Source organism: Streptomyces sp. NPDC048171 (assembly GCF_043202655.1).
Taxonomy (GTDB): Bacteria; Actinomycetota; Actinomycetes; order Streptomycetales; family Streptomycetaceae; genus Streptomyces.
The window spans coordinates 99,120-119,150 of sequence record NZ_JBIDAU010000004.1 but is presented as its reverse complement, the minus strand read 5'-3'; the positions used below and the strand labels follow the sequence as shown (position 1 = coordinate 119,150).

17 protein-coding genes and 1 tRNA gene are annotated in these 20,031 nt (G+C 73.4%); 15 read left to right on the top strand and 3 right to left on the bottom strand.

Annotation, left to right across the window (positions count from 1 at the left end; all coding sequences use genetic code 11):
* Positions 1 to 63: 63 nt before the first annotated feature.
* Complete coding sequence (locus tag ACGF3J_RS12335) at positions 64 to 2,103, bottom strand: hypothetical protein (protein ID WP_393854090.1); 2,040 nt, start codon at positions 2,101 to 2,103, stop codon at positions 64 to 66.
* 320 nt (positions 2,104 to 2,423) lie between these two features.
* On the opposite strand from ACGF3J_RS12335, the gene ACGF3J_RS12330 reads away from it, so the two are divergent.
* The 4 genes from ACGF3J_RS12330 (at position 2,424) to ACGF3J_RS12315 (ending at position 5,215) form a co-directional block, all read left to right on the top strand.
* A complete protein-coding gene (locus ACGF3J_RS12330) occupies positions 2,424 to 4,028 on the top strand; it encodes a phage tail sheath subtilisin-like domain-containing protein (RefSeq protein ID WP_161326050.1) in 1,605 nt (534 codons plus the stop codon).
* 73 nt (positions 4,029 to 4,101) lie between these two features.
* The gene (locus tag ACGF3J_RS12325) at positions 4,102 to 4,548 is read left to right on the top strand and encodes a phage tail protein (RefSeq protein ID WP_125495634.1); all 447 of its coding nucleotides are present in this window, start codon (positions 4,102 to 4,104) and stop codon (positions 4,546 to 4,548) included.
* Positions 4,548 to 5,060 carry a hypothetical protein gene (locus tag ACGF3J_RS12320; RefSeq protein WP_161326049.1) on the top strand — a complete coding sequence of 171 codons (513 nt, stop codon included), beginning with the start codon at positions 4,548 to 4,550 and terminating at the stop codon, positions 5,058 to 5,060. Before ACGF3J_RS12325 ends, ACGF3J_RS12320 begins: the two co-directional genes overlap by 1 nt.
* Positions 5,057 to 5,215 carry a DUF6760 family protein gene (locus tag ACGF3J_RS12315; RefSeq protein ID WP_185832758.1) on the top strand — a complete coding sequence of 53 codons (159 nt, stop codon included), beginning with the start codon at positions 5,057 to 5,059 and terminating at the stop codon, positions 5,213 to 5,215. Before ACGF3J_RS12320 ends, ACGF3J_RS12315 begins: the two co-directional genes overlap by 4 nt.
* Positions 5,216 to 5,708: 493 nt before the next feature.
* On the opposite strand, the gene ACGF3J_RS12310 is transcribed toward ACGF3J_RS12315, so the two are convergent.
* Positions 5,709 to 8,321, bottom strand: a complete 2,613-nt coding sequence (locus ACGF3J_RS12310) for a hypothetical protein (RefSeq protein ID WP_393854089.1) — start codon at positions 8,319 to 8,321, stop codon at positions 5,709 to 5,711.
* Positions 8,322 to 8,334: 13 nt separating this feature from the next.
* Here ACGF3J_RS12310 and ACGF3J_RS12305 point away from each other — a divergent pair, with 13 nt between their 5' ends.
* Genes ACGF3J_RS12305 through ACGF3J_RS12270 form a run of 8 tightly spaced genes read left to right on the top strand, consistent with a single transcriptional unit; the run spans position 8,335 to position 16,652 of the window.
* Entirely contained in the window at positions 8,335 to 9,075 is a 741-nt protein-coding gene (locus ACGF3J_RS12305; RefSeq protein WP_393854088.1) for a hypothetical protein, read from the top strand.
* Between the two features lie 43 nt (positions 9,076 to 9,118).
* Positions 9,119 to 9,541 carry a phage tail protein gene (locus ACGF3J_RS12300; protein ID WP_161328098.1) on the top strand — a complete coding sequence of 141 codons (423 nt, stop codon included), beginning with the start codon at positions 9,119 to 9,121 and terminating at the stop codon, positions 9,539 to 9,541.
* 28 nt (positions 9,542 to 9,569) lie between these two features.
* Positions 9,570 to 10,292: a LysM peptidoglycan-binding domain-containing protein gene (locus tag ACGF3J_RS12295; RefSeq protein ID WP_125495521.1), complete on the top strand. Its 723-nt coding sequence runs from the start codon at positions 9,570 to 9,572 to the stop codon at positions 10,290 to 10,292.
* Entirely contained in the window at positions 10,292 to 12,214 is a 1,923-nt protein-coding gene (locus ACGF3J_RS12290) for a VgrG-related protein (RefSeq protein ID WP_161328097.1), read from the top strand. The genes ACGF3J_RS12295 and ACGF3J_RS12290 overlap by 1 nt, the downstream gene beginning before the upstream one ends.
* A 37-nt stretch (positions 12,215 to 12,251) precedes the next feature.
* Positions 12,252 to 12,713: a GPW/gp25 family protein gene (locus ACGF3J_RS12285; protein WP_125495519.1), complete on the top strand. Its 462-nt coding sequence runs from the start codon at positions 12,252 to 12,254 to the stop codon at positions 12,711 to 12,713.
* Positions 12,713 to 14,671: a putative baseplate assembly protein gene (locus ACGF3J_RS12280; protein WP_161328096.1), complete on the top strand. Its 1,959-nt coding sequence runs from the start codon at positions 12,713 to 12,715 to the stop codon at positions 14,669 to 14,671. Before ACGF3J_RS12285 ends, ACGF3J_RS12280 begins: the two co-directional genes overlap by 1 nt.
* Before the next feature lie 8 nt (positions 14,672 to 14,679).
* A complete protein-coding gene (locus ACGF3J_RS12275) occupies positions 14,680 to 15,243 on the top strand; it encodes a phage tail protein (protein ID WP_125495523.1) in 564 nt (187 codons plus the stop codon).
* Positions 15,240 to 16,652: a zinc ribbon domain-containing protein gene (locus ACGF3J_RS12270; protein ID WP_393854087.1), complete on the top strand. Its 1,413-nt coding sequence runs from the start codon at positions 15,240 to 15,242 to the stop codon at positions 16,650 to 16,652. The genes ACGF3J_RS12275 and ACGF3J_RS12270 overlap by 4 nt, the downstream gene beginning before the upstream one ends.
* A gap of 85 nt (positions 16,653 to 16,737) precedes the next feature.
* Here the strand turns inward: ACGF3J_RS12270 and ACGF3J_RS12265 are convergent.
* Positions 16,738 to 16,811, bottom strand: a tRNA-Thr gene (locus ACGF3J_RS12265).
* Positions 16,812 to 17,035: 224 nt separating this feature from the next.
* Between ACGF3J_RS12265 and msiK the strand changes: the two genes are divergently transcribed.
* The 3 genes from msiK to ACGF3J_RS12250 all read left to right on the top strand — a co-directional run bounded on the left by msiK (position 17,036) and on the right by ACGF3J_RS12250 (position 19,632).
* The gene (gene msiK, locus ACGF3J_RS12260; RefSeq protein WP_161326217.1) at positions 17,036 to 18,172 is read left to right on the top strand and encodes a diacetylchitobiose ABC transporter ATP-binding protein MsiK; all 1,137 of its coding nucleotides are present in this window, start codon (positions 17,036 to 17,038) and stop codon (positions 18,170 to 18,172) included.
* Between the two features lie 221 nt (positions 18,173 to 18,393).
* Complete coding sequence (locus tag ACGF3J_RS12255; RefSeq protein WP_161326221.1) at positions 18,394 to 18,852, top strand: hypothetical protein; 459 nt, start codon at positions 18,394 to 18,396, stop codon at positions 18,850 to 18,852.
* 42 nt (positions 18,853 to 18,894) lie between these two features.
* Entirely contained in the window at positions 18,895 to 19,632 is a 738-nt protein-coding gene (locus ACGF3J_RS12250; protein WP_161326218.1) for a nucleotidyltransferase family protein, read from the top strand.
* Positions 19,633 to 20,031 lie beyond the last annotated feature (399 nt).

Sequence of the window (20,031 nt, the reverse complement as noted above, 5' to 3'; positions counted from 1 at the left end):
GTCTACCCGGGCCGGCCGCCCCGCGCAACGGCCGTGAGGGCAGGCTTGAGGGCAGGCGGCGGATCACCCCGAGGAGAGCTGGTTGGTGATCTCCTTCTCCCAGGCCCCCTGCTGCGCCGGGTCGTTGAGCGATTCCGCCCACTCCTCCTCCGACCGGTGGTGCTGGGCCGGGCCCGCCTTGAGGACCACGAGCAGGGCGCGCGCCGACCGGCGGATGTCCTCCGGAACGTCCCTGCCCACGCGGACGTCCGGACCGGCCGCGAGCGCGTAGAGCTTCTGCGCCATGTGGTGGCGCTCGCCCTGCTTGACGGACTTCGTCACCTTGAAGAACTCCGCGACGGCATCGCGCCGTCGGACGCCTGTCGCCTCGGCCCCCTCCGTCCGCTCCGCCTCGTTCTCGTCCTGCGCCAGCGTGGGCCGGGCCCACCGGTCGGGATGCCGGGCCTCGACGTAGCGGTTGGAGCCCGCCCGGGCCCCCTTGTAGAGGGCGTTGCCGAGCAGGAGGGCCGCGGCCGCACCGGCCACGGCGGGTGCCGCCGGACCGCTGACCGCCCCGGCGGCGGCCGCGATCGCCAGCCCGCCGGCGGCGGTACGCACCGAGTTGCCGCCCAGGTTGGCGACGCGCTTGGCCAGCTTGGTGTGCTGCTTGTGGCGGGCGTACTGGCGCAGCCCGACGATCTCGGCCTGCAACTGACCGTTGAGCCGGGCGACCTGGGTCGCGAATTCGCCGATCTCGGTTTCGGTTGCCCGCGTCTGCTCGGCTGTCGCCGCGCCCAGCCGCGCCTGCGCCCGGCCCAACTGGTCGAGTACGTCCTGGAGCATGTCGGCCGCCATCGGCGCCGCGTCCGGGGCCTCCAGGTCCAGTGCCTTGAGCCGGCTCTTCTTGGTGTACGTCTTCCAGACCGCGGGGATCTCCCTGAGCACCGCGATCATGGAGAAGGCCACGGTGGCACCGCCGGTCAGCTCCCCGAGGGCGGTCACCCCGTTCAGGTTGCCGGAGTTCTTCACCGCGGCGTTGGCCATGCTGCTGAGGTCACCGACGACCATGCTGCCGCTCGATGCCACGCCGAGCGGCTTCCCCTTCATGTCCTTCCTGGACTTGTGGGAGGCCGGACCGGTGTCGTGGCGGCTCTTGCGCGCGGTGTTCAGGGTGCGCAGGTCGTTGATGACTCCCAGGGCGTCGGTGACGAAGTTGATGCCGCTGCCGACCTGTCCCATGACCGCGGTGGTCTGCATCTCGCCGGTGTCCGACGTGGCCTTCGCCTGCGTCCTCACGCCGGCTTCGGTCGGCGCGTTGACGCGGGTGGCCATCGTGTCCGGTGTGTCGAGGACCTTCTTGGACTTGTCGGCCTTGGCCTCGGTGCCCAGGAGCTGGTCGACCTTCTCGTTGACCCGTCCGAGCTTCGCCCCGTAAGCGGCCAGGCGCTGCCGCAGCCCGCGTCGGCGCTGCTCCACCTCCTCCTGGCTCCGCTGCTCCTCGGCCGCCTCCCGCTCCTCTGCCACCGCGGCCCGTTCCTCCTCGGCCACGACCTGCGCCTCCTCCGCCGCCGGCGCCTCCTCGGCCACGATCTGCTCCGCGGGGGCCACCACCTGCTCCCTCTCGGCCACCACCGGCTCCGGCGGGGCCGGTTCCACCTCCGTCACCGCCCCCTGTCGACGGCGCGCGGCCTCCTCCGCCTGCCCGTGCACCGCGGCGACCGCGTTCATCCTCGCCGCCGTCCGCCGGCGCCGCTCCGCCTCCGCCTCCGGCCGCCGGCGACCCGCCGCGGCCGCCTCCGCACCCACCTGCCGGTGCGCCTCCGTCACTTCCTCCCGCCGACGGCCCTCGGCCGCCGCCTCCGACGCCACCGCCCCCACCCGTCGACGCCGCTCGGCCGCCGCCTCCGGCCGTCGGCGACCCGCCGCGGCCGCCTCCGCGCTCACCGCTCCCACCCGGCGGCGCTGCTCCTCCTGTTCGGCCAGCTCCCGTGAGGCGGCGGCACCCCGCAGGTCGGCCGGAGCGGAGTTCGACCGGGCGCGTCCGGTCAGCAGGTCCGCGCCGCCCGAGCGCTGGACCACCTCGGCCACGGCCCTGTTGCCCGCTTGGGCCTGCAAGGAGGCCATGGAAGGCTGCGTCTGCCGGGGGAGGCGCCGAGCCGGAGAAGCGGTGTCCGTGCGAGGGGTCTGCGTTTCGTGCAAGCGGTCCGGCACGGACAACTCCTCCTCGTGAACCTGGGATGACATCCTGGCGAACTGGCACTCAACACAAGATGTTGAAGCAAAAATGGCCGCATTCCACAGAGAAGGGCGACGACTCTGCCCCAACGGGCACGAGAGGGGGCAGCAGTCATGCCCCTGGACCGGCCCCCGAGGACGTTTCGACGGCGGCAACGCGCGCGTGAAGCTGGGGGGCGTCCTGTCTCGTACCCCGAGGAGAGCAGAGCATGCCGTCCTACCTGTCGCCCGGCGTCTACGTCGAGGAGGTGGCCAGCGGCTCGCGCCCGATCGAGGGGGTGGGCACCTCGGTGGCGGCCTTCGTCGGTCTCGCCCCGACCGGCCCGCTGAACGAGCCCACGCTGGTGACCAACTGGACGCAGTACGTCGCGGCGTTCGGTGACTTCACCGGCGGGTACTACCTCGCGCACTCCGTCTACGGGTTCTTCAACAACGGCGGTTCCGCCGCCTACGTCGTCCGCGTCGGCGGTTCGGCCGAGGACGCGGCCGGCGACGCCACGGACGGTTCCGCCGCCCCCGCCGCCGTCACCGGCAGCGCCGCCAAGGCCGCCCTGCCCGCCGCCGAGCCCAAGCAGCTCGGCACGTTCGCCGTGACCGCCACCGGTGAAGGCCAGACCGGCCCGCTGACCGTCGAGGTCGCCGACCCCGAGGGCGAGGGCCCCGCCGAGCGCTTCAAGCTGATCGTCAAGGACGGCGAGAAGGCCGTCGAGACCTTCGACGTGAGCGCCAAGAAGGGCAACCGCTCCTACGTCGTCACCCAGGTCAAGGAGCGCTCCAAGCTCATCACCGTGACCGAGGCCGCGCCGTCCGCGCAGCTGGCCCGTCCGGAGAACCAGACCCTGACGCTGCCCGCGCCGCCGTCCGCCTCCCCCGCCGTTCCGGTCGAGCAGGCCGAGAGCGCGCACCCCGGCCCGGCCCAGTACCTCGGCGACTCCTCGGACCGCACCGGCTTCGGTGGTCTGGAGGCCATCGACGAGATCTCCATGGTCGCGGTGCCCGACCTGATGGCCGCCTACCAGCGCGGCGCGATCGACCTGGAGTCCGTCAAGGCCGTCCAGCTCGGTCTCATAGCCCACTGCGAGCTGATGGGCGACCGCGTCGCCATCATCGACCCGCCGCCTGGCCAGAACGCCCGTCAGATCCGCGTCTGGCGCCAGGAGACGGCCGGCTACGACTCCAAGTACGCCGCGCTGTACTACCCGTGGATCAAGTCCTTCGACCCGGCGACCGGCCAGTCCCGCCTGGTTCCGCCGAGCGGCCACGTCGCCGGCATCTGGGCCCGCAACGACTCCGAGCGCGGCGTGCACAAGGCGCCCGCCAACGAGGTCGTGCGCGGCGCCGTCGACCTGGAGCTGCAGATCACCCGCGGCGAGCAGGACCTGCTCAACCCGATCGGCGTCAACTGCATCCGCTCCTTCCCCGGCCGCGGCATCCGCGTCTGGGGTGCGCGCACCCTCTCCTCCGACCCGGCGTGGCGCTACCTGAACATCCGCCGGTACTTCAACTACCTGGAGGAGTCGATCCTGATCGGCACCCAGTGGGTGGTGTTCGAGCCGAACGACCACAACCTCTGGGCCCGCATCCGCCGCAACGTGTCCGCGTTCCTGGTCAACGAGTGGCGCAGCGGCGCCCTCTTCGGCCAGAGCCCGGCTGAGGCCTACTACGTCAAGTGCGACGAGGAGACCAACCCGCCGGAGTCGGTCGACCTCGGCCGGGTCATCTGCGAGATCGGCATCGCGCCGGTCAAGCCCGCCGAGTTCGTGATCTTCCGGCTGGCCCAGTTCTCCAGCGGCAGCGGTGAGCTGGAGGAGTAGGACCCGCGTCCTGCACCCCTCAGCACCGCCCGCCTCTTCCTTTCACTCAGACACCTAGAAGGACAGCGAACCAATGGCACTCATGCCGGGTGACTCCCTCACAGCGAATAACTTCGGCCTCCAGATCGACGGAGTGATGGTCGAGTACCTCGCCGAGGTCAGCGGCCTCTCGCAGGAACAGGACGTCATCAAGTACCCGCAGAACAACAGCGCCACCGGCAAGGCGGAGACGGCCGTCCTGCCGGGCAACAAGAAGGACGGGCAGTGCACCGTCGTGCGCGGTATGACCCAGTCCTCGTCGTTCAACCAGTGGATCAACGACTCCATGAACGGCCGGATGAGCACGGCGCGCAAGAACGCCTCCATCATCCTCATGGACTACGAGGACAACCCGGTGAAGCGGTACAACCTCCGCAACGCCTGGTGCAGCAAGATCGACGCGAGCACGGTGAAGGCGGGCGACACCTCCGCGCTGACCGAGACGGTCACCATCGTGTTCGAAGAACTGGTCGTCGAATAATGCGGCGTGCGGCCGGCGGGGCGCCTGCGGCCCCCGCGGCCTCCGAGGCCCCTCAGACCGCGGCGGTGGGAGCGGACTTCCCCCGTTCGGCTCCCGCCGCCGCACCCGCGGAGACACCTGCCGCGACGGCGCCTCGGCAGCAGTTGCGCACCGAGTTCCCCTTCGAGCTGCCGCGCGGGTACGTCGACGAGTCGGGCACGGTCCACCGGGACGGTGTGATGCGCCTGTCGACGGCCCGGGACGAGCTGATCCCGCTGCGCGACGTGCGGGTGCAGGAGAACCCGGCGTACCTGTCGGTGGTGCTGCTCGGCCGGGTCATCACCCGGCTGGGCACGCTGTCGATGGTGCACGACGGGATCGTGGAGAACATGTTCGCCTCCGATCTGGCGTTCCTCCAGGACTTCTACCGCCAGATCAACGCGGAGGGGCACACCCGCGCGGCCGTCGAGTGCCCGCACTGCTCGGAGCCCTTCGAGGTGGAACTCGGCGGGAGCCGCCTGGGGGAATCGTGACGTACGCGACCGACCGGCTGCATGAGGAGATCGCGTACGTCGCCTACCACTTCCACTGGGGCCTGGAGGCGATCCTGGACCTGGAGCACCAGGACCGCCGCCGGTACACGGACCAGATCGCGTCCCTCGTGACGCGTGGCATGGCGGAGGGCTGATCGTGGGATTCCTGGACCGGCTGCGGGGCCGTCGGGACGGCGTCGGCGGGGGCGGGACCACGCCCCCGCCCGAACCCCCGGGTACCGACCCGGGTACGGACCCGGGCGGGAGCAGCACGGGCGGGAGTGTCACGCCCGCGCCCGCTCCCGCACCCGTGGCCGTCGCCGCGTGGACGGGCCTGCCGCCGATCCAGCGGGCGACGGGTACGGCACGTACGGGAGTGGCGGACGCCGGGTTCGGCGGCCGCCTTCCGACGTGGCAGAACCCGTCGTTCACGGGGGCGCCGTCCCCCGCGGTCCTCGACCCCGCGTCCGGCGACGGCATGCTGTCCGGCGCGGTCGGCACGCCGTCCCGTCCGGCGGCCGGTCTCGAACACCCCGCGCGGTCACTGCCGTCGGCCTCGCCATCCGCCGCACCGCCGGTGCAGCGGATGCCGGTCGCCCCGCTGCGGGCGATACCGGCGGACACCCCGACGCCGACGGCTTCCACCGCTCAGGCGCCGGGGGCGCGGTCCGTCGGTCCCGCCGTGCCGGGTGCGCGCGCGGGGGCGTCCGCCGGTCCGGCGGCCCGTCCGGGTGCGAGGGGCGCGGCTCCCGCCGCGCCGAGTGCGCGCGGCGGTGGACCGGCCCCGTCGTCGCCCGCGCCGGCCGCGCCGGTCCAGCGGTCGCGCTCCACCGGGTCCGCGTCGTCCACATCGTCCACGTCGTCCGCGGCACCCGTGAACCCCTCGCCGCAGGCGGCCCGTGGTGTCCGCGTGACACCGGTGCCGCCCGCGCCGCCCCGCCCGCGGCAACCGCTGACCAAGGCCCCGTCCGGGTCGCCGGCCGTGCAGCGCCGCGCCCTGCCCTCGACCCGCCGGACCGCCGACGCCCCTGCCAAGTCCTCCGGTACGGCGCCCTCGTCGAGTGCCGGCGACCGAGCGGAACCCGGCTCGGCACCGGCCGGGCCCGCCGCCCCGGCCCCTGTTTCCGGCGATTCCGGCGGCGACGCCGCGGCCACGCCGCCCGTGGCGCCCCCGGTAACCCCGGTGCAACGGGCCGTGCGCCCGCAGCAGCAGGGCCCGGCCGCCGCCGACTCCCCGGCCAACCCGCCCGTCCAGCGGTCGGTCCCCCGTCCGCCTGCTTCTTCCGGCGGCGCCCCGGCCTCCAACGCCCCGGTGCGCGGCTCCTCTTCGCAGTCCGGTGACGGCGCGGCATCCGGTACGCCGGGCACCCCGCCCGCCCCTCCGGTGCAGCGTGTGACGCGGGCCTCGGGCAGTCCGGCCTCCCCGGCCCCGGCCGGCGGTGCCTCCTCGGGTACGCCGGTCCAGCGGGCCGCGTCACCTCGGCCGAGCCGGTCGGCCCCGACGCCGGGCAAGGGCGCGCCGACTACGCCGGACGCACCGCCGACCACTTCGGCGGGTCCGGCCACTCCGACCTCTGCGGCCACTCCGGCGACTCCGGCCCAGGGCGCGTCCTCGCCGTCCGGCGGCGGCACGGCGTCCGGTGCGCCGGTCCAGCGGGCCGCGTCACCTCGGCCGAACCGGCCCGCACCCGCGGCGGGCAAGGGCGCGCCGACCGGCACCCCGCCCACTCCGGCCCAAGGCACCACCTCGCCGTCCGGGGGCGGTACGGCGTCCGATACGCCGGTGCAGCGGGCCGTTCCCCGGTCCGGCCCGGCACCGGCCACCCGTCCCGACCCCGCCCCTGGAGCCGGGGCCGCCGACCCCGGTGAGCGCCGGCCCGCCACCGCACCGGAGCCCACGACGACCGGTTCCCCCGTGCGGCGGGCGGTGCCGGAGCAGCACCCCCGCACCGAGGCGCCCTCCCGTGCCGGCTCCGGTTCCGGCGCTTCCCGTCCGGGCGGGGACGCCGCGTCCGCCCCCGGCACGGACGCGGCGCCGCACACGCCGGTGCAGCGGGCCGTTCCCCGGTCCGGCAGCGCGCCGAGCGGCCGGAGCGACCTCCCCGTGCAGCGAGCCGTGCCCGCCTCCCGCGCCGACCGCGGCGCTACCGGCGGCTCCGAGCGGCGGGCCTCCTCCACCCCGGCCAACCCCACGCCCCGGACCAGCGGCACGGCGACACCGACGCCCACGCCCACGCCATCCCCCTCGCCGGAATCCACCCCGACGAGCGGCGGCACGGCGCCCGGGACCCCGGCCCAGCGGAGCACCGCCCCGCAGGACCGCCCCTCCGGCGCCGCCGACCGCACGCCGTCGGCACCCGACCGCACCGCGCCGAGCGGCACCCCGGTCCAGCGAGCCGTCACCCGGCCCGCCCCCGTGACCCCCGCCCCGCCGGTCCAGCGTGCCGTGGGCCCGGTCAACCCCGCGCCCGGCAGCGGCCGTACGGGAACACCCTCCGCCGCACGACCGACGGGCACCGGCGACGGGCCCACCGCTGCGCAGCGGCCCTCCCCGACGCCCCCGCCCGCGAACCGGCAGCCCGAGCCCGCCGCCCGGCCCAGCACCCCGACGGGCGCCCAGCAGCCCCTCGTCCAGCGGAGCGCGGCGTCCCCCGGCAGCCCCACGGCACCGCAGCCCGCACAGCCCACCCAGCCTTCCCAGGCGGCCGTCCCCCCGGTCCAGCGCGCCACGAACACGTCGATACCGACCGGCACGACGCGGCCCCCGGTGCAGCACGCCACGGAGCGCACCGCAGAGACACCGCAGCCGCAGCCGCCCGCCGGGGGCCCGGCGCCCGCGTCGGCCCCGCCGGTGCCCCCCACCCGCCCGGTGCAGCGCAGCGCCACGCGCCGTCCGGGGCTCGGAGCCCCCACCACGGCCAAACCGGCCGACGCCGTACGCCCGACCGCGCTCCCCTCCACCGCCCCGCAGGCGCCCGTGCCCCCCGCGGCCCAGGGCCCGTCGGCCCCGTCTCCGTCGGCCCCCGCCCCGCGTCGCTCCTCCCTCGGCGCGCCCCTCTCCACGCCGCCCTCGGACACCACGCCGATCACCTCGGCCTCGGCCTCGGCACCGGCACCGGCACCGGCACCGGCACCGGTCTCGAACGCCCCGCTCAGCGGCGGCCGTACGGACCCGCCGGTCCAGCGAGCCGTCGCCCCGGTCGCGGCGCCGACCGTCACGAAGACCGCGCCGACCGTCACGACGACCCTGCCGACGGTCACCGCCCCTCCCGCCGTGACCGGGACCGCGCCGACGGTCGCGGCGCAGGCATCGACGCCCTTCCCGACCACGGCCTCTCCGCTCCCCTCCCCGGGCTCCTTCTCCCCGGCACCGGCCGTCCTCGCCCCGCCGTCGCCGCCGGCGCCGTCGCTGCCCGTCGCCGGTGGCCCGACCGTCCAGCGCGCCGCGGCAGGCCGCCCCGCGCCCGCCAAGGCCGTCCCGCTGCGCCGGCCCACGGCACCCGCGGCCACCGCCACCGCCACGCCGCTCCCCGTGGCGCCCCTGACTCCTCCCCCACCGGCCCCGGCCACCCCGCTGCACGCGCCCGCCCCGCAGCCGGCCCCGGCCCCGGACACCACCTCCGTTCCCCCGGTGCAGCGCCTCTTCGGCCTCAGCCGGGGCCGCACCACCCGCACCCTCGCCGCCGCGGCCGCGCACGCCGCGGTCCTCCCGCTCAACCGGACCCAGGGATCGTCACAGCAGGCCCCGCCGGACGACCCGCCCCCGGCCTACAGCCCCACGTCCCCGCCGAACGACCCGCCCGCCCAGTCGGCCGGTTCCGCCCGGCGTCCGGAGGCGTCGGAGCCGCCGCCCGGATACACGAGCGTCCCGGAGGGCGGGCTCGACCCGAATCAGCTCACCGAGTTCCAGCTCGACGCGCTGGTGAACCGGATCATCGGCCGCGTCACCCGGCTCGTGCGCACGGAACTGCGCATGGACCGTGAACGGATCGGCAGACTGCGCGACCCCCGCTGACCGGCGACCTCCCCAGCACACCCGACAGAAAGGCCCACTCGCGATGTCCCGCAAGGATCCGGGCTCCACGGTTTTCTTCAGCCTCGCCATCGACGGCGAGAGCCTCGGTTACTTCAACGGGTGCGAGGGCCTGTCGTCCCAGGTGGAGATCGAACAGCGGCAGGAGGGCGGCAACAACGGCTTCGTGTGGCAGCTGCCCACCCGCGTGTCCTTCTCCAACATCCGGCTGACCCGGCCCATCACGCCGGACACCGCCAAGGTCGCCAAGTGGATCTCCTCCGTGCAGACCGGCATCAACCGGCCCACCGCGCAGATCTCGGCGCTGCGCGCGGACGGGTCGCTGGTCGCCCGATGGGGGCTGATCGACGTACTGCCCGTCAGCTGGCAGGGCCCGAGTCTCGACCCCAACAACCCGGCCGTGGCCAACGAGGTCCTTGAGATAGCCCACCACGGCTTCACCGACTGACGGCGCCGAGGGACTGAGAGGAAGACCCATGGCAAAAGGCAGCAAGGGCGCCGGCAAGAGCCTCGTACGCGCCAACCTCGCCATCCACGAGCCCCCCACCGGCACGAGCACCACGCCCGGTGCGCTGATGCGGACCTTCGGCTTCGAGTTCAACCCGGCCCAACTGTCCCTCACCCAGCGGACCCAGTGGCAGGCGACCCCGACGGCGGCGGTGCGCAAGGCCGCGAAGCCGCAGTTCATGGGCGCCGAGCCGCGGGAGATGACGCTGGAGATCTTCCTGGACTCCTCCACCAAGCCCAACGGCAACACGGTGCTGAAGAAGGTCGAGTCGCTCCTCAAGTGCTGCGAGGTGACCGCCAAGAGCCTCGCCGCCGACCAGCCGTCGCCGCCCTGGGTGGTCTTCGAGTGGGGTTCGTTCTCCACGGCCCGGTTCACCGCGTACGTCGCCTCCATTGAGGCGTCGTACACCCTCTTCGGCACCTCCGGCATCCCCATCCGCGCCACCTGCCAGGTGCACCTGGTCGAGATCCCCGGCCCGACCAAGGGGCAGAACCCGACCTCGGGCGCGCTCACCGCCCAGCGCGTGCACCGGGTCGTCGCGGGCGACTCGCTGCAGTCGCTGGCCTGGCGGGAGTACGGCAGTGCCAACGCGTGGCGCGCGATCGCCGAGGCCAACGGCATCGACGACCCGTCCCGTCTGCCGACGGGCACCGAACTCATGCTGCCCGCCACCGAGGAGGTGCCTCACTGATGGTGCGTCCCGCGTTCTCCAGCATCGTCCAGGTGCGCATCGGTGCCGCGAAGCTGCCCGACGACATCGCCCTCATGCTCGTCGACGGCTGGGTCGACCAGGGCATGAACGTGCCCGCCGCCTTCCGCCTCACCTTCCGCGACCCCGACCACCTGGTCCTCGGCAAGCTGGGCGTCAAGTTCGGCACCAGGGTGGTCATCACCCCGGTCGCCGACGGCCAGGGCGTCGGCAAGCCCCTGCTGACCGGCGAGGTCACCGCCATGGAGGCCGACTACGACGGCACCGGCAGCTACACCGTGATCCGCGGCTACGACTTCGGGCACCGCATGGTCCGCCAGCGCCGCGTGGCCGCGTACCGCAACCAGAAGGCCTCCGACATCGCCCGCAAGCTCGCCGCCATGGACGGCGTCTCCATCGGCCGGATCCAGCCGACGAAGGGCACCTACGGGTTCATCAGCCAGTCCAACGTCACCGACTGGGACTTCCTGGCCCGGCTCGCGGACGAGAACAACATGGTCATGTCCGTGGACGCCAAGGGGAAGTTCCGGTTCGTCAAGCCGAACCCGTCGGCCGGTGCGCCCTCCCCGCAGACGGACGGCGACAAGAGCGCCTTCGTCCTCCAGGCCCGCCACGACATCAAACGGCTGCGGGCCGCGGTGACCGCCGCCGACCAGGTCGGCAAGGTCGAGTCGCGGGGCTGGAACGTCACCACCAAGAAGAAGATCACCGAGGTCGCGCCCGCCACGACCGACCCGGGCATCAGCATCGGCTCCACGCCGGGCGAGGCGGCCGGCAAGTTCAAGACCGCCAAACTCGTCGAGACGGCCAACCCCTACGACAAGCAGGACGAGGTCCGGCACGCGGCGCAGGCCCTCGCCGCCGACGTCACGTCCTCCTTCGCCGAGCTGGAGATCGCGGTGACGGGCAGCCCCGACCTGCGGCCCGGCGTGCCCGTGGCGCTCAGCGACGTCGGCAAGCCCTTCGAGGGCAAGTACACCGTCACCTCCGTGCGCCACCACTTCGGCGACAGCGAGCCCTACCAGTCCTGGGTCACGGTCAGCGGACGCCAGTGGCGTTCCCTGTACGGGCTGGCCTCGGGCGGCGGCGGCGGTGCCGCGGACCCCGCGAGCGCGCTGCGGCTGCCCAGCGTCGCCAACGCCCTCGTCACCGATGTGCAGGACCCCCTCAAGCAGGGCAGGGTCAAGCTCCAGTTCCCGTGGCTGGACGACACCTACGTCAGCGACTGGGCGCGCAGCGTGCAGCTGGGCGGCAAGGGCGGCGGCGGTGTCTTCCCGATGGACGTCGGCGACGAGGTGCTGGTCGCCTTCGACCGCGGGGCGCTGGACCACCCCTTCGTGATCGGCGGGCTCTACAACGGCCGCGACCTGCCGACCAAGGTCAACGACGTACCGCTGCACGACGGTCTGAAGAAGCAGGCCACCCGGCACACCCTGTCCGACCGCCAGGGCAACCGCGTCGACCTGCTCAGCCAGCGGACCGGCATGCGCAAACAGGGCGTCCGGATCGCCAGCGGCAACGACAAGCTGACCATCAACCTGGACCGCACCAAGACCGAGATCACCGTCGACAGCAAGGGCTCGGTCAGCATCACCGGCAGCCGCTCGGTGTCGGTGGAGGCGGGCATGGACCTCACCCTGGAGGGACGCCGGTCGGTGACGGTGAAGAGCGGCGGACCGCTCCTCCTCCAGGGACGGGGCCTGGTCAACCTCAAGTCGATGGCCGGCACGGTCAACGTGAGCGCGATGGGGGCCCTGCTCATGAACGCGACCGGCGCCATGACGCTCACCGCCACGGGACTCGTGTCGGTCACCTCCGTGGCCAACGTGAACATCAAGGCGATCAAGGTCGACCTCATGGGTGCCGTCTTCGTCAACACCATCAAGTACCCGCTCCCGGCATGACCGGACGCACCGCAAGAGGAAGGCAGGAGGCCCCCTGATGGCCGAACAGTTCGTCGGCTCCGGCTGGTCGTTCCCGCTGCGCATCGGGCCCACCGGCGGCATCGCCCTGGTCAGCGGGGAGCGGGAGATCGAGGAGGCCATGCAACTGGTCCTGGCCACCGCCCCCGGCGAGCGGCCGATGCGCCCCGAGTTCGGCTGCGCCATCCACGACCTCGTCTTCGCGCCGGTCAACGAGCAGACCGCCGGCCGCATCCAGCACGAGGTGTACACCAGCCTGGACCGCTGGGAGCCGCGCATCGAGGTGCACGAGGTCGAGGTCACCACCGGCACCGACCAGAGCGTCCTCTACATCGACGTGCGCTATTCGATCCGCGGCACCAACAACCCGCGCAGCCTGGTCTTCCCGTTCTACGTCATCCCCTCCCACGACGAGCCGGATCTCCCCGACAGTCCGGCCGGCCCCGCCGGCCTACCCGGCTCTCCCGAAAGCGGCCTCTGATGTCCCTGCCCTCCCCGAACCTCGACGACCGCCGCTTCCAGCAGTTCGTCGACGACGCCAAGCGCTACATCCAGCAGCGCGCCCCGGAGTGGACCGACCACAACGTCTCCGACCCCGGCGTCACCCTCGTCGAGACGGTCGCCCACATGGCCGACCAGATCGTCTACCGCCTCAACCGGGTGCCGGAGAAGAACCACCTCGCCTTCCTCGACCTGGTCGGCATCACGCTCTTCCCGCCGTCCGCCGCCCGCACGGAGGTCACCTTCTGGCTCTCCGCGCCGCAGGAGGACACCATCCTCGTGCCGGTCGGCTCCGAGGTCGCCACCCTGCGCACCGAGCGGGACGAGGCGGTCGTGTTCGCCACCGAGGGCGACCTGGCCGTCGTGCCCTGCTCGCTCAGCCGTCTCGCCGTCCAGCACCAGGGCGAGGCCGTCACCGACCGGACCACGGACCTCGCCGAGGGCAAGGATTTGATGTGCTTCGCCGAGGCCCCCCGCCCCGGCGACTGCATGCTCATCGGCCTCACCGCCGCCACCCCGCACTGCGCGCTCGCCCTGGAACTCGACAGCCGCGTCGACGGTGTCGGCGTCGACCCCCGGCAGCCTCCGCTGGTCTGGGAGGCCTGGACGGAGGACGGCTGGCAGCCCTGCGAGGTCGACCGGGACGGCACCGGCGGTCTCAACCGCCCCGGTGACATCGTGCTGCACATCCCCGGCGGGCACGTCCTGTCCCGCAACGGCGGCCACGAGGCGGGCTGGATACGCTGCCGGGTCACCGACCCGCTGCCCGGCCAGCCCTTCTACACCACCTCGCCGACCATCCACGCCGCCGAGGCGTACACCATCGGCGGCACCACCGGCGTCGTGCACGCCGAGTCCGTCCTCGACGAGGCGCTCGGCGAGTCCACCGGCCTGCCCGGCCAGCGGCTGCGGCTCGAGCACTTCCCCGTCGTCGCCGGCGACCCGCCCGTCCTCCTCCAGACCGCCGACGACGACGGCTGGCAGGACTGGCAGGTCGTCCCGCACTTCGCGGGCTCCCGCCCCGACGACCACCACATCACCCTGGACTCCGCCACCGGCGAGATCGCCTTCGGCCCCGCCGTGCGCGAGGCCGACGGCACGCTGCGCCAGTACGGCAGCGTCGCCCCCAAGGGCGCCGTCATCCGCGCCCTGCGCTACCGCACCGGCGGCGGCAGGGCCGGCAACGTGGCCCGCGGCGCCGTACAGGTGCTGCGCACCTCCATCCCGTACGTCTCCGAGGTCGTCAACCGTGAGGCCGCCCGCGGCGGCGTCGACGGCGAGACCGTCGAGGAGGCCAAGCTCCGGGCGCCGATCACCCTGCGCGCCCAGGAGCGCGCGGTGACCCTGCGCGACTACGAGGAACTCGCCCGCCGCGCCGCCCCCGAGACCGCCCGCATCACCTGCCTGGAGGGCGAGGAGGGCGACCACGGCGCCTACGCGGTCCGGGTCCTCGTGGTCCCGCAGGCCGTGCCGGACCCGGGCGGCCGGCTCCGCTTCGAGCAGCTCGTCCCCGGCGACGCCCTCCTCGGCCGCATCACCCGCCACCTCGACGAACGCCGCCTCATCGGCACCCGCCTGGCCGTCGGCCCGCCCTACTACCAGGGCGTCACCGTCGTCGCCACGGTGCACGCCTTCCGCGGCGTCGACACCGACCGGGTGCGCCGCCAGGCCCACGACGCCCTCTACCGCCACCTCGACCCGCTCACCGGCGGCGCCGACGGCAAGGGCTGGCCCTTCGGACGCCCCGTGCAGACCGGCGAGGTCTTCGCCGTGCTCCAGCGCGTGCCCGGCGTCGAACTCGTCGACGAGGTCGTCCTGCACCCCGCCGACCCGCTCACCGGCAAGCGCGGCGACCCCACCGACCGCATCGACCTGCAACCGCCCGCGCTGGTCTTCTCCTTCGACCACCGGGTCCGCGTGATCGGGGACGGCGCGTGACGGCCGCCGTGTCGCACCGGGGTTCCGTCGACGGACTCGGCTCCTCGCTGCCCATCGCCACGATGCTGCCGGCCGTCTTCGCCGACGACGACCTCGCGCTGCGCTTCGTCGGCGGGCTCGACGACGTCCTCGCGCCCATCCTCAACGTCCTGGACTGCCTGGACACCTACTTCGACCCCGCCCTCACGCCGGCCGACTTCGCGCAGTGGCTCGGCAGCTGGATCGGCGCCGAGACCGACGGCACCGAACCCGAGCCCATGCTGCGCGCGGCCGTCGCCGCCGCCGCCCGGCTGCACCGCGTACGGGGGACCCGGCAGGGCCTGTCCGAGGCCGTACGGCTCGCGTTCGGCGTGGAGCCGGAGATCAGCGAGAGCGGCGGCGCCGACTGGAACGCCCGTCCCCTCGGACCGTTCCCCGGGGCTCCCCGCCCCCACCTGCACGTCACCCTCCGGCTGCCCGAACCGAGACCCGGCGACACCCATCGCCTGGACACCCTGGTCGCCGCCGCCCGCCCCGCCCACATGCCCTACACGGTCGAAGTGACCGCCTCCGAAAGGACCCCGGAGAGATGACCACGCAGAACTGCGCCGAGTGCGGGACGCCCGCGGAACCGGGCCAGTCCTTCTGCGACGCGTGCGGCGCCGTACTCCGCTGGGACCAGGCCGGCGCCCGCACCGCGCAGCCCGCGACCGCATCGGCCGCCGGCCGGGACTCCGCCGCACCGCCCGCGGCCCCCGCCGGAGGCGGCCACCAGGCCACGGCGACCGCCCCCGGCGGCGCCGACGCGCCGTCCGGCGAGGCGGAGGACGGCCCGACCGTGCCGCAGCCGCGCCGCGCGGCGAGCGCGCCCGCCCCCGGCACGCCGGACACCGGTGCGGCGGCAGCGGGAGCGGCAGGAGCGGGTGCGGCGGCAGCCGGTGCCGCGGGAGCCGGCAGGGCCGCCGACGCGGATGCCTCCCCGGCCGCCTCCACCGCGTCCTCGCCTTCGGCCCCGGCGCCCTCCCGCGCCCCCGACACGGACGAGACCGCCCCCACCACCCCGGTGGCACCGGTGCCCGCACCGAACGCGCTCACCGACACCATGTCCGACCGCGCCCGCTCCCTCCTCGTCCCCGTGGCCGACCCGGAGGCGCAGGCTCCGGCACCGCCCCCCGGCATCGCCCCCGTCCTGCCCGGCCGCCCCGACGCGGACCGGCCCCAGGTCCGCGCCCCCGGCCACGTGGACATCGCCAACGGCCCGCCGTGCCCGTGGTGCTCCACGCCCAACCGCCCCGACCGCCACTACTGCGCGCGCTGCGCCATGCCCCTCGTCGCCGGCGGCGACCAGGCCGCCGTACGCGCCCCCTGGTGGCGCAGGCTCTTCGGCGGCACGCGCCGCGAGACCCCCTGGGCCGGCGACCGGCCGCGCCTGCGCCGGGTCTTCGACCGCATCGGCACCTGGATCACCATCGTCGTGGTCGTGACCCTGACCGTCCTCGGCTTCATGTACATCCCGGACGGCTACCAGGCCACCCGCGACCACTTCGCCAAGCGCGCCCCGGTCTCCCCGGACCGGATCACCGCCTCGCACTCCTACGCCGGCCACAAGCCCGAGCTGGTCATCGACCAGCTCAGCAACACCTGGTGGGGTCCCGGCATCTCGCAGTCCGGCAAGGGCGAATGGCTCGAGGCCACCTTCACCGAGCCCACCCGCCTGCTGGACGTCATCATCACGCCCGGCGTCTCCACCCGCGCCGAGAAGAACAAGGAGAGCGCCCTCCCGCACCGCGTGAAGGCGACGATCACCCTGAAGGACGGGTCGACCACGACCCGCGACCTCACCCTGGACCAGGGCGCCGGCGGCCAGCGACGCCCGTTCCGCGTCGGGGAGGTCACCAAGGTCCGCTTCACCATCGAGTCGGCCCACGCGGCCTCCGCGGACAAGCAGGTCGCCATCGCGGAGATCGAGTTCTTCGGCCGGTCCAGCGCCAACCGCTCCTGACCCGCGGCAGACCCTCGGGGCAGCCCTCAGCAGGCCGAAGGCCCGACACCGCACGGTGTCGGGCCTTCGGCCTGCTGCTTCTCCGAGCCCCCTGTCGGATTCGAACCGACGACCTTCGCTTTACAAGAGCGGCGCTCTGACCAGCTGAGCTAAGGAGGCACTCGCGCGGCGGCACGCGCGCGCGGGTCGCTCCACTCTACACAGAGCCCGGTGAACGGTGGGATTCGAAAATTTCGGCGAAGTTCACAGGTCCACAGGTACTGACAGATCAGGTGAACGCCGGGTACCGTCCTGAGCCAGCTACACCCGTGTGGACTACACCACCACCTTCCTACAACGGATCGTCCGGCACGTTCCTGCCGGTAGAAGGGGGCCCATTCACCATGGCCACAGTTACGTTCGACAAGGCGACCCGCATCTACCCGGGTTCCACCAAGCCCGCCGTCGACGGTCTCGACATCGACATCGAGGACGGCGAGTTCCTCGTCCTGGTCGGCCCCTCCGGTTGTGGCAAGTCCACCTCGCTCCGCATGCTCGCGGGGCTCGAGGACGTCAACGGCGGCGCCATCCGCATCGGCGACCGCGACGTGACGCACCTGCCGCCGAAGGACCGGGACATCGCCATGGTGTTCCAGAACTACGCGCTCTACCCGCACATGTCCGTCGCCGACAACATGGGCTTCGCGCTCAAGATCGCCGGCGTCAACAAGGCGGAGATCCGGCAGAAGGTCGAGGAGGCCGCGAAGATCCTCGACCTCACCGAGTACCTGGACCGCAAGCCGAAGGCGCTCTCCGGCGGTCAGCGCCAGCGTGTGGCGATGGGCCGCGCGATCGTGCGTGAGCCGCAGGTGTTCCTCATGGACGAGCCGCTGTCCAACCTGGACGCCAAGCTCCGCGTCTCCACCCGCACCCAGATCGCCTCGCTCCAGCGCCGTCTCGGCATCACCACCGTCTACGTCACCCACGACCAGGTCGAGGCCATGACGATGGGCGACCGCGTGGCGGTCCTCAAGGACGGTCTGCTCCAGCAGGTCGACACCCCGCGGAACATGTACGACAAGCCCGCGAACCTCTTCGTCGCCGGCTTCATCGGCTCCCCGGCCATGAACCTGGTCGAGGTCCCGATCACCGACGGCGGCGTGAAGTTCGGCAACAGCGTCGTCCCGGTCAACCGCGACGCCCTGAAGGCCGCCTCCGACAAGGGCGATCGCACGGTCACCGTCGGCGTCCGCCCCGAGCACTTCGACGTCGTCGAACTGAACGGCGGCGCGGCCAAGACCCTGACGAAGGACACCGAGGACGCCCCGGCCGGCATGGCCGTCTCGGTGAACGTCGTGGAGGAGACCGGCGCCGACGGCTACATCTACGGCACGGTCGACGTCGGCGGCGAGTCGAAGGACCTCGTGGTCCGCGTCAGCAGCCGCTCGGTGCCGGAGAAGGGCGCGACGGTCCACGTGGTGCCGCGGCCGGGCGAGTCCCACGTGTTCTCGTCGTCCACGGGCGAGCGCCTCTCCGACTGAACGTCCTCGCGCGGGTGATTTTCACCCGCGTTGACGAAAAGTGCCCCGCGGCCTGCTGCGGGGCACTTTTCGTTGCCGACAAACACCCGGGCAGAACGGACTTTTCACTCCCCGCGCGTCAACCCCCTACCCACTTCGGGGCTTCTCTTCATCCCCCGAAAGGGTGACTAAATGTCGCCAAATCATTACCGGGCGCTACCCTCACTCGCGTGAAGCACTCCGTGAAGCACTCCACCACCCGACAGACGCGACGCGGCCGGGGCCCCGCCCACCGGATCGGCCGCTCTCTCGCCTTCGTCCTGCCCGTCGTCCTGGTGCTCTCCGGGACCCTCGCGGTCACCAGGGTCAACTGGTCCGGGGACCCCTCGGACTCGGTGCTCGCCGCGTCGGAGGCCTCCTCGGCCAAGGCCTCCTCCTCCCGGACCGTCGCCCGCGCGCCGCACGAGGTGCTGCGCGACCGGCTGCTGACCGAGCTCCAGGAGGAGGACCCGGGCGTCGCCCTCACCCACCTCCAGGAGGCGGTGAACGAACGCCCGTCGCTGGCCGGCCACTGCGCGTCCATCGCCCGCGCCCTCGGCCGCGCCGCCGTCAAGGTGTACGGGCCGACACGGGCCCAGTCGTACTCCCGCCCCGTCTGCGACACCGCCTTCGCCTCGGGTGTGCTGGCCGCGCACGGCTGACGGGGCTTCGGGGGCCGGCGGGGCGCCGCGTACAGTTCGGGCATGACCGATCCGAACGCCGCGTCCCGCCACCCCGTTCAAGCCGTCGTCCTGGCGGGCGGACAGGGTTCCCGGCTGCGCCCGTACACCGACGACCGGCCCAAGCCGATGGTCGAGATCCCGGGCACCGGCACCCCGATCATCGGCCACCAGCTCGCCTGGCTCGCCGACGAGGGTGTGACGGACGTCGTGGTCTCCTGCGGCCATCTGGCCGAGGTGCTCCAGAAGTGGCTCGACAGCGCCGATCTGCCGCTCTCCGTCACCACGGTCGTCGAGACCGAGCCCCTCGGCCGCGGCGGCGGCCTCAAGTACGCCGCCGCGCACCTGCCCCACCCGGACCGGCCCTGGTACGCCACCAACGGCGACATCTGGACCCGTTTCTCGCTGCGCGACATGGCCGACTTCCACGCCGAGCGGGACGCCGTCGCGACCCTCGCCCTGGCCCGCCCGCGGCTGCCGTGGGGCGCCGTGCAGACGGACGGCTTCGGCCACATCACCGACTTCATCGAGGCCCCGCCGTCGACCTTCGAGATCAACGCCGGGGTGTACGTCTTCTCGTCCGCCTTCGCCGCGATGCTCCCGGAGCGCGGCGATCACGAGCGGACCACGTTCCCCAGGCTGGCCCGCGAGCGCCGGCTGTCCGGCTTCCCGATCCCGCAGGGCTCCTACTGGCGCGCGATCGACACCGCGAAGGACCTGACGGAAGCGGCCCGCGAGCTGGCGGCCCTGAGCGGCCGCTGAGGGGCTCGGCGACGTCTTCGCGGCCGCACGGGCTGCACCCACTGACCGTGGGCGACAGCGGGTCGGCACCCCCGCCATGGCCATCGGCCGCTCCAGTCGAGGCCGGCGCGTTCCCTTCGCGGGGCTCCGCCTCAGAAGCCCAGGTAGGTGAATCTGGCGGCGGAAGTTGCCTGCGAGCGGCGGGCGTTCGGCCAATCACCGGTTCACATCACAGAGCGTGGCGGTGGGTGGTACCGCGACGGGACCATCCGGGCGCAGGCTCTCTTCCTCGGGCCTGCTGGGGATGCCCCAGAACTGGTCTGGTTCAAAAGCAGTTACAGCGACGGCGCGAATCCAAGACCACGGCAGGACCTCAGCTCGCGCTCATGCCAGGTGCGTGGGCGCGCTTCGTCGCGTCCG

Excerpts from the sequence above, each read along its gene's own strand:
- ACGF3J_RS12335 (WP_393854090.1), bottom strand. The coding sequence starts at position 2,103 with ATGGCCTCCTTGCAGGCCCAAGCGGGCAACAGGGCCGTGGCCGAGGTG.
- ACGF3J_RS12330 (WP_161326050.1), top strand. The coding sequence starts at position 2,424 with ATGCCGTCCTACCTGTCGCCCGGCGTCTACGTCGAGGAGGTGGCCAGC.
- ACGF3J_RS12325 (WP_125495634.1), top strand. The coding sequence starts at position 4,102 with ATGGCACTCATGCCGGGTGACTCCCTCACAGCGAATAACTTCGGCCTC.
- ACGF3J_RS12320 (WP_161326049.1), top strand. The coding sequence starts at position 4,548 with ATGCGGCGTGCGGCCGGCGGGGCGCCTGCGGCCCCCGCGGCCTCCGAG.
- ACGF3J_RS12300 (WP_161328098.1), top strand. The coding sequence starts at position 9,119 with ATGTCCCGCAAGGATCCGGGCTCCACGGTTTTCTTCAGCCTCGCCATC.
- ACGF3J_RS12295 (WP_125495521.1), top strand. The coding sequence starts at position 9,570 with ATGGCAAAAGGCAGCAAGGGCGCCGGCAAGAGCCTCGTACGCGCCAAC.
- ACGF3J_RS12290 (WP_161328097.1), top strand. The coding sequence starts at position 10,292 with ATGGTGCGTCCCGCGTTCTCCAGCATCGTCCAGGTGCGCATCGGTGCC.
- ACGF3J_RS12285 (WP_125495519.1), top strand. The coding sequence starts at position 12,252 with ATGGCCGAACAGTTCGTCGGCTCCGGCTGGTCGTTCCCGCTGCGCATC.
- ACGF3J_RS12280 (WP_161328096.1), top strand. The coding sequence starts at position 12,713 with ATGTCCCTGCCCTCCCCGAACCTCGACGACCGCCGCTTCCAGCAGTTC.
- ACGF3J_RS12270 (WP_393854087.1), top strand. The coding sequence starts at position 15,240 with ATGACCACGCAGAACTGCGCCGAGTGCGGGACGCCCGCGGAACCGGGC.
- msiK (WP_161326217.1), top strand. The coding sequence starts at position 17,036 with ATGGCCACAGTTACGTTCGACAAGGCGACCCGCATCTACCCGGGTTCC.
- ACGF3J_RS12250 (WP_161326218.1), top strand. The coding sequence starts at position 18,895 with ATGACCGATCCGAACGCCGCGTCCCGCCACCCCGTTCAAGCCGTCGTC.